The following is an 8,042-nucleotide window of genomic DNA, read 5'->3' as shown; positions in this document are numbered from 1 at the left end:
CGCATGGCCCTGTAGGACAAGGGCGCAGCTCAGCGCAACTTCAGAACCGCCAAGGCTTTAAGGGCAAGTAAGCGCTCATTGACGCACCAACCGGGAAGGCGTCCGGCTTATTTGCCAAAGATGCCGCGCAGGCTTTTACCGACCTTTTCGCCCACACCAGCGCCGGCCCCGGTACCCACGCCAGGCAACAGCACGGTGCCGATGGCGGCCCCCAGCAGCGCCGCACGCGACAGCGTGACTTCCGGGTTGTCCAGCGTACCGCCCACCACCAGCGGCACACCCACAGCGCCACCAATGGCACTGCCGATCTTGCTGTCGCCGGCCAGGGTCACACTGACCTGCCCGCTCAGGGCCTTGGCGGACGAGACCGCCACATTGCCGGTGGCGCTCAAGGCCCCGGAGCTCGCCACCAGGTTGGTCAGCTGCGCCGACCGCCCCAGGGTGCTGACCTGCCCGGCCAAGGTATCCAGCCGGGTCTGGCCACCACGGCTCAGCCCCACCGTTTTGACCGCCTTGGCCAGGTCCAGCCCGTTCACCACCGCATCGCGCACCGTGAAGGTGGTGTGGCTCTGCAGCGCATCCACCAGCGCAGCCGTGGTGGCAGCGCGCGCATTGAGCGTGGTCGTGGCGTCAAGCTGGCCGGTCAGGGCCTTGGCGGGCGCCGTCAGCGCAGACACCTCGACACCGCTGGTTTTCAGTTGCCCCTGCAGCACCAGTTCTTCCGCCGAGCGCGCCACCGGCTGCGCCTTCGCGCCCGGCTTGGCGGCTGCCGTTGCTGCTGCGGCCGCCACAAAACCGCGCTGCAGGCCCAGGCGGCCTTCCAGCTTGCCGCCGCCCACCTTCACAAGCAAATCCCACTGGGCGGCACCGCCGGCCTCGCCGGCTTGCGCTTCCACGCGTTGCAGCGTTGCTTCCAGGCCCTGAAGGTTGCCTTCTGTCAATTTGAGCGAAGCGTTCTCCGGCAGGCCGTCGGCGCCCAGGCTGGCCTCGCCCTTGACCGTGGTACGTGCGCCGGTGGTGTTCACCCAGGTGACGTCGTCCAGCACCGTGCGGCGCGGCAACCAGTCAAGCCGGTTCATTTCCGGGCCCGTGTTGGCTGCAGATGCCGGCGCACCCGGCTTGGCGGGCGCGGCCTGCTTCTTCTTTTGCAGCAACAGGAGCAGCGCATCAATGCCCTGCTGCGGCAACACCGCCCGGCGCACCCGCAGGGTGGCCACTTCCAGGCGCCCCTGCAACAGCGGGCGCCACTCGGGCCGCACTTCCACGCGCTCCAGCGTCAGCGGCGGCTTGCTTTGCACGGAAATGCCGCTCAGCGCCACAGCGGGCAAAGGCCAGATGTCCACCGCCACCCGGTCCAGGGTCATGGGAACGCCCAGCGCGGCCGACGCCTCCCGCTCAACGCGCTGGCGGAAGTCGTCCGTGCTGACCCAGCGGTGCAAGGTGTAGGCCACCACGGCCAGAAGCACCATCAAGCCGAGGGCCAGGAACACCAGCCATTTGAAAAGTTTTGCCATGCGGCTATTGTGGCGCGCCGGCCAGCAATAATCCGCCGTTCCGGCTAGCATCAGGGGCTGTGCGACATTCCCGCCACACTCCCGCCGCACTTTGCTACCCCACAAAGGACAAGACACCATGAAACTTTACTACTCCCCCGGCACCTGCTCCCTGTCACCCCACATCACGCTGCACGAGTCGGGCCTGAAGTTCGAGCATGTGCTGGCGCCCACCAAAACCCACCAGCTGGAAGACGGCACCGACTACTACACCATCAACCCGCTGGGTTATGTCCCGCTGCTGGAGCTGGACGACGGCACGCGCATCGCCGAAGGCCCGGCCATCGTGCAGTACATCGCCGACCAGGTGCCGGAGAAGAAACTCGCACCCGCCAACGGCACGCTGGAGCGCTACAAGCTGCAGTCGTGGCTGACTTTTGTCGGCACCGAACTGCACAAGGGCTTCAGCCCGCTGTTCAATGCCGCCACACCGGCCGACTACAAGACTATCGTCATCGACAAGCTGCTGTCGCGCTTCAAGTGGGTGGACAGCCAGCTTGCCGGCAAGCAATACCTGATGGGCGATGCCTTCAGCGTGGCTGATCCTTACCTCTTCACTGTGACCAACTGGGCACCGCGGGTGGGGGTGGATATTTCGGGGTTTGCGAACATTGCTGCGTTTCGTGAGCGTGTGGCGGCACGCCCCTCTGTTCAGGCGGCGATGAAGCATGAGGGATTGCTGAAATAAGTGACGCCTCCCGGACGCTGATCGCAGTTTGCGTTCCGGGGCCGGGGTTGCCGGCGGCAACTCACTTTCTTTTGCTTCGCCAAAAGAAAGTAAGCAAAGAAAAGGTGACCCTGGTTCCTGCGTCCCTCCGCTTCGCTGCGGGCAACCTGCGGTGCTCGGTCCAGCCGGGGTCAAAAACAACTCGCTTCGCTCAGACAAGTTTTTGCCCTGATCCGTCTGGCCCTCCGCTCCTCGGCGCATCCACAAGGGGCGAGCGGAATCGGAAGCGGGGACAAGTAGTTGCAATAGCACGATTCAAGCAACCCGTGTTGGGCAAGCCAATCGAAACAGGGCCAAACTGGCCCTGTTTTCATTCAAGCCTCCATTCAGGATCTCTTCATGCCCACCCTATTCGACTCCAACAAAGCCGGTGACCTGGCCCTTGCCAACCGCATCGTGATGGCGCCGCTCACACGCAACCGCTCACCCAACGCCATCCCGACTGACATCGCGCAGATTTACTACGGCCAGCGCGCCAGCGCCGGGCTGCTGATCACCGAGGCCACGGCCGTCAGCCATCAGGGCCAGGGCTATGCCGACGTGCCGGGCCTGTACGGCAGCGAGCAGCTCGACGCCTGGAAGGAAGTGACCCGTGCAGTACATGCCAAGGGGGGCAAGATCGTTGTGCAGCTCTGGCATGTGGGCCGTGTGTCGCACACCAAGCTGCAGCCTGAGGGCGGCAAGCCGGTCGCGCCTTCGGCCATCACCGCCAAGACCAAGACGGTGCTGATCGAGGACGGCGTGCCGACCTTTGTTGAAACCTCTGAACCGCGCGCGCTCACGGCAGCAGAAATCCCTGGCATCGTGCACACCTTTGCGGCAGCGGCGCGTAACGCCGTCGAGACGGCCGGTTTTGACGGCGTCGAGATCCACGGCGCCAACGGCTACCTGCTCGACCAGTTCCTCAAAGACGGCAGCAACAAGCGCACCGACGACTACGGCGGCAGCATCGAAAACCGCGCCCGCCTGCTGCTGGAAATCACGCGAGCTGTCACGGACGCGGTAGGCGGCGGCAAAACCGGCATTCGCCTGTCGCCCGTCACACCCGCCAACGACGTGCATGACAGCAACCCGCAGCCGCTGTTTGACTACGTGGTCAAGCAGCTTGCCACACTCAATCTCGCCTACATCCACATCATCGAAGGCGCCACCGGCGGCCCGCGCGAAATCGACGACCGCCCGTTCGACTACAAGGCACTCAAGGCCGCCTACCGTCAGGCCGGCGGCAAGGGCGCATGGATGGTCAACAACGGCTACGACCAGGCCCTGGCTGAAAAAGCTGTCGCCAACGGCGCCGACCTGGTCGCCTTCGGCAAGCCCTACATAGCCAACCCGGACCTGGTGGAGCGGCTGCGCGCTGGCGCACCGCTCAATATCCCCGACAAGGCCACCTTCTACGGCGGCCGCGAAAAGGGCTACACAGACTATCCAGCGCTATCAAATTAATAGCTTCTCGCGCCCGTTCAGATTGCCTGAACGGGCCTTTTCATCCATGAACCCGATCTAGGCCCGGTTCGGTGCCGCCAGGCGCAGGCCGTGCAGCGCGGCTTCCTGCGGGTCGGCGGCCAGCGTCACCGCGCTCACCACAGCCACACCGCCCACGCCGCAGTCCATCACGCCGGCGATGCGGTCCAGCGAGATGCCGCCTATCGCCACCACCGGGTAGGGCGAGGCCCGCAGGGCCCAGTCGCGCAGCTGCTCCAGCCCCACCGGCTCATAAGGCATGACCTTGAGCGTCGTCGGGTAGACAGGGCCGATGGCCAGGTAAGACGGCTGCACCGCATGCGCGCGCACAAGTTCAGCCGGTGTGTGGGTGCTCAGGCCCAGCCGCACACCGCCGGTGCGCAGCGCATCCAGGTTGGCCGTGTCCAGGTCTTCCTGGCCCAGGTGCACCCCGTAGGCGCCGAAATCCAGCGCCAGCTTCCAGTGGTCGTTGATGAAAACCTGCGCGCCCTTGATGCCGCGCCCTGCTTCAATCGCCGCCTGTACTTCGGCAGCAATTTCCCCCGGCGTGTGGTCCGCCGCCTTGATGCGCAGCTGGACAGTGCGCACGCCCCAGCCCAGCAGACGTTTGATCCAGGCCGCATCGGGCACCACAGGGTAAAAACCAATCGGGCCGGTCAATGGGGCAAAGGCGGGTGTTTTCATCGGAAGTCCAGTCAGGGTGCGTGCCAGAAGGGTACGCCGACCGTCGGCGTGGAAGCCTGCGCGGCCGCGCGCTCCGGCATGGGGGTTGACTCATAGGCGGCGCGGCCGGCAGCCACGCCGTCGGCAAACGCCCGCGCCATACGCACCGGGTCGCCGGCCTGCGCCACCGCGGTGTTCAGCAGCACCGCATCAAAGCCCAGCTCCATCACCGCCGCGGCATGCGAAGGCCGGCCGATGCCGGCATCCACCACCAGCACCGCATCGGGCAGGCGGCGGCGCATGGTTTCCAGCGCATAAGGGTTCAACGGCCCGCGGCCCGTGCCGATGGGCGCGGCCCAGGGCATCACGGCCGCGCAGCCCGCGTCGCGCAGGCGCTGGGCTATCACCAGGTCATCCGTCGTGTAGGCAAAGACGGCGAAGCCCTCTTTGGCCAGCACCGTTGCGGCGTGCAGGGTGGCGTGCGTATCGGGCTGCAAGGTGTAGTCGTCGCCGATCACCTCCAGCTTGATCCAGGTCGTGCCAAAAATCTCGCGCGCCATCTGCGCCAGCGTGATCGCTTCCTCGGCGCTGTGGCAGCCCGCCGTATTGGGCAGGATGTGGCAACCCAGCGCCTGGATGCGCTGCCAGAAGCTGTTGCCGCCACCGCTTTCCGGCTGCAGGCGGCGCAGGCCCACCGTCAGCACTTCGCACCCGCTGGCACGCACCGCATCGCTCATCACTTGCGGCGAGGGGTAATGCGAGGTGCCAAGGAAGAAGCGGCTGGACAAAGTCTTGCCACCGACCGTCAGGGGCTGGCCGTGGGCAATAGAAGGTAACGCAGATGTTGTCATATCAAGCGTTCCGCAAAAGTATCGCGATGCCAGCAGACGCCGCGGAACTGGCTCCGCCAGGCCGCTGGTGTCGCCCCCTGCAAGGGGGGAAGGTGCTACACGCAGTGAGCATCCGACGGGGGTGTGCCATTTCTAGCCTCCGGTGATAGGCGTGACCACGTCGACGCGGTCGCCGTCTTGCAGCGCACGCTCCGGCCACTGCGGCCGCGGCACAAACCCGTTGTTGATGGCGCAGGCAAAGGCGCTCTTGAAGTCGTAGCCCCGCGCCTGCAGCAAAGCCTGCAGGGTTGACGCATCGGTTTCCATGCGTTCGCCGTTCAAAGAGATCTGCAATGTTGTCGTCGTCATGTCATTCATTCTCCGTACCCCAGGAGTTTATGGACAAGCCCGTCCACCAGCGCGGGCGCACACAGATAACCATGCCGGTACAAGCCATTGATATGCCAGACACCGTTGCGCAGCGCAATCGCCGGCCGGTGGTCGTCCAGCGCGGGCCGCAGCGCAGCCGCCAGGCGCAGCACCCTGGCCTCGCCAAACGCCGGGTGCAGGCTGTGCAGCGCACTGGCGAGCTCGAGCGTGGAGCGCAAGGTCACCGGCCCGCTGTCTTCCGACTCCAGTTCGGTCGCGCCGACGACAAAGCGGTGGCCGGGCCGTGGCGCCACATACAGCTGGTAGCGCGGATGCATCAGACGCACCGGGCGCTGCAACGTCACGCCGGCGCATTCCACCGTCAGCACCTCGCCGCGCACGCCGCGCAGCTGCGGCCAGCCTTCCTTCGCACCCACACCGCGTGCGTCCACCGCAATATCCACACGATGAGTTTGCCCGGCGCAGACGATGCGCCCCTCTTCCACGGCGTTGACCGCCTGACCTTCGAGCCAGGTACCGCCCAGCCTGTCGATCTCCACCGCCAGCGCGGCCATCCACTGGTCATTGGCCAGCTGGCCTTCGCCCTCCAGCAACAAGCCACCGCCAAAGCGCCCGGCAAATGCCGGCTCGGCACGGCCCAGCGCAGCGGCATCAAGCGCCTGTACCTGCGCGCGTGACGCATCAGGCAGCTTGTGCATCAGCAGGCGGGTGAAATGTTCCAGCGAACTCTGGTCGGGCGCATGGGCCACCACCAGCGTACCTTCGCGCCGGAAATACACCGGCAAGCCTTCAGCCTCCAACTCTGCAATCCACTCCGGCCACAGCTGCATGGAGCGCTGGCCCAAGGCAAACACGGCCTCGTCCGCCACCGCCAGTTCCGCCAGCGGCGACAGCATGGCCGCCGCCGTCATCGAGGCCGTGGCCAGATCGTCACGCGCCCGCGCATCGAACAGGCTGACGCGGCAGCCTGCACGCAGCAGGCGCCAGGCCAGCGTGCGGCCGGCCAGGCCCGCGCCCGCAATACCGATGTGCAAAGTGCTCATGTCAGGGACGGCTCCGAAACAACTCAGGAATAGATCTCGCTCCCGCCTTCGCGGAACTCCTTGGCCTTTTCCTCAAAGCCGGTGGCGATCTGCTTGATGGGAATTGTCGTGGCTGCCGGCGCCAGCGTGGTGCTGGCCGGGTTAAGCCGGGCAAACTCGCGCACCTCCTGCGAGATTTTCATCGAGCAGAACTTCGGCCCGCACATCGAACAGAAATGCGCCACCTTGGCGTTCTCTTTGGGCAGCGTTTCGTCGTGATAAGCCATCGCCGTGTCGGGGTCGATCGCCAGGCGGAACTGGTCTTCCCAGCGGAACTCAAAGCGCGCTTTCGACACCGCGTTGTCCCACATCTGCGCGCCCGGGTAGCCCTTGGCCAGGTCGCCCGCATGCGCGGCGATCTTGTAGGCGATCAGGCCCTGCTTCACATCGTCGCGGTTCGGCAGGCCCAAATGCTCTTTCGGCGTCACGTAGCACAGCATGGCCGTGCCGTACCAGCCGATGTTGGCTGCGCCCATGGCAGAAGAGATGTGGTCATAACCCGGCGAGATGTCGGTGATCAGCGGGCCCAGCGTGTAGAAAGGCGCTTCAAAACAAGCTTCAAGCTGCTTGTCTACGTTTTCTTTCACCAGCTGCAGCGGCACGTGGCCCGGGCCTTCAATCATCACCTGCACATCGTGCTTCCAGGCGATCTGCGTGAGCTCGCCCAGCGTGTGCAGCTCGGCAAACTGCGCTTCGTCGTTCGCATCGGCAATCGAGCCGGGGCGCAAGCCATCACCCAGCGAGAAGCACACGTCATACGCCTTCATGATCTCGCAGATCTCGTCAAAGCGTTCGTACAAAAAGCTTTCCTTGTGATGCGACAAACACCACTTGGCCATGATGGAGCCGCCACGCGAGACGATGCCCGTCAGGCGATTCGCCGTGAGCGGCACATAGGCCAGGCGCACGCCGGCGTGGATGGTGAAGTAGTCAACGCCCTGCTCCGCCTGCTCGATCAGCGTGTCGCGGAAGATTTCCCAGGTCAGGTCTTCGGCCTTGCCGTTGACTTTTTCCAGCGCCTGGTAGATCGGCACCGTGCCGATGGGCACCGGCGAGTTGCGCAAAATCCATTCGCGCGTTTCATGGATGTTCTCACCCGTCGACAAGTCCATCACGGTGTCTGCGCCCCAGCGAATCGACCAGACCAGCTTGTCGACTTCTTCCTCAATGCTCGAGGTGACCGCCGAGTTGCCGATGTTGGCATTGACCTTGATCAGGAAGTTGCGACCGATGATCATCGGTTCGCTCTCGGGGTGGTTGATGTTGTTCGGGATGACGGCGCGGCCGCGCGCCACTTCGTCGCGCACAAACTCGGCCGTGATCTGCTCCGGAA

General features: G+C 65.0%; 8 protein-coding genes. 2 read left to right on the top strand and 6 right to left on the bottom strand.

Features of this window, described 5'->3' with window-relative positions:
• Nucleotides 1–107 precede the first annotated feature (107 nt).
• Nucleotides 108–1,514, bottom strand: coding sequence for an AsmA family protein (locus AC1D1X_RS10260; RefSeq protein ID WP_477670399.1), 1,407 nt, complete (start codon nt 1,512–1,514; stop codon nt 108–110).
• 118 nt (nt 1,515–1,632) lie between these two features.
• On the opposite strand from AC1D1X_RS10260, the gene gstA reads away from it, so the two are divergent.
• Both gstA and AC1D1X_RS10250 read left to right on the top strand, forming a co-directional pair.
• Nucleotides 1,633–2,241, top strand: a complete 609-nt coding sequence (gstA, locus tag AC1D1X_RS10255; protein ID WP_477670400.1) for a glutathione transferase GstA — start codon at nt 1,633–1,635, stop codon at nt 2,239–2,241.
• Between the two features lie 378 nt (nt 2,242–2,619).
• Nucleotides 2,620–3,726 (top strand): alkene reductase, encoded by a 1,107-nt coding sequence (locus AC1D1X_RS10250; protein ID WP_477670401.1) that lies wholly within the window; start codon nt 2,620–2,622, stop codon nt 3,724–3,726.
• Nucleotides 3,727–3,783: 57 nt separating this feature from the next.
• Here the strand turns inward: AC1D1X_RS10250 and thiE are convergent, their stop codons facing one another.
• From thiE to thiC, 5 genes are all read right to left on the bottom strand, one after another.
• Nucleotides 3,784–4,428 (bottom strand): thiamine phosphate synthase, encoded by a 645-nt coding sequence (thiE, locus tag AC1D1X_RS10245; protein WP_477670402.1) that lies wholly within the window; start codon nt 4,426–4,428, stop codon nt 3,784–3,786.
• A gap of 11 nt (nt 4,429–4,439) precedes the next feature.
• Nucleotides 4,440–5,258, bottom strand: coding sequence for a thiazole synthase (locus AC1D1X_RS10240; RefSeq protein ID WP_477670403.1), 819 nt, complete (start codon nt 5,256–5,258; stop codon nt 4,440–4,442).
• Between the two features lie 132 nt (nt 5,259–5,390).
• Nucleotides 5,391–5,606: a sulfur carrier protein ThiS gene (gene thiS / locus AC1D1X_RS10235; RefSeq protein WP_477670404.1), complete on the bottom strand. Its 216-nt coding sequence runs from the start codon at nt 5,604–5,606 to the stop codon at nt 5,391–5,393.
• 5 nt (nt 5,607–5,611) lie between these two features.
• Nucleotides 5,612–6,670 (bottom strand): glycine oxidase ThiO, encoded by a 1,059-nt coding sequence (gene thiO, locus AC1D1X_RS10230; RefSeq protein ID WP_477670405.1) that lies wholly within the window; start codon nt 6,668–6,670, stop codon nt 5,612–5,614.
• Between the two features lie 23 nt (nt 6,671–6,693).
• Nucleotides 6,694–8,042: phosphomethylpyrimidine synthase ThiC (thiC, locus tag AC1D1X_RS10225; RefSeq protein WP_477698229.1), on the bottom strand; the 1,349-nt coding region annotated here is incomplete at its 5' end.

The organism is Polaromonas sp. P1_G4 (assembly GCF_056405475.1).
The sequence above is the reverse complement of the archived record's forward strand: the minus strand, read 5'-3'. Positions and strand labels throughout refer to the sequence as shown.

What these genes read in the sequence shown, in the direction of transcription:
- gstA (WP_477670400.1), top strand. Translation starts at nt 1,633, where the DNA reads ATGAAACTTTACTACTCCCCCGGCACCTGCTCCCTGTCACCCCACATC.
- AC1D1X_RS10260 (WP_477670399.1), bottom strand. Translation starts at nt 1,514, where the DNA reads ATGGCAAAACTTTTCAAATGGCTGGTGTTCCTGGCCCTCGGCTTGATG.
- thiO (WP_477670405.1), bottom strand. Translation starts at nt 6,670, where the DNA reads ATGAGCACTTTGCACATCGGTATTGCGGGCGCGGGCCTGGCCGGCCGC.
- AC1D1X_RS10250 (WP_477670401.1), top strand. Translation starts at nt 2,620, where the DNA reads ATGCCCACCCTATTCGACTCCAACAAAGCCGGTGACCTGGCCCTTGCC.
- thiE (WP_477670402.1), bottom strand. Translation starts at nt 4,428, where the DNA reads ATGAAAACACCCGCCTTTGCCCCATTGACCGGCCCGATTGGTTTTTAC.
- AC1D1X_RS10240 (WP_477670403.1), bottom strand. Translation starts at nt 5,258, where the DNA reads ATGACAACATCTGCGTTACCTTCTATTGCCCACGGCCAGCCCCTGACG.
- thiS (WP_477670404.1), bottom strand. Translation starts at nt 5,606, where the DNA reads ATGACGACGACAACATTGCAGATCTCTTTGAACGGCGAACGCATGGAA.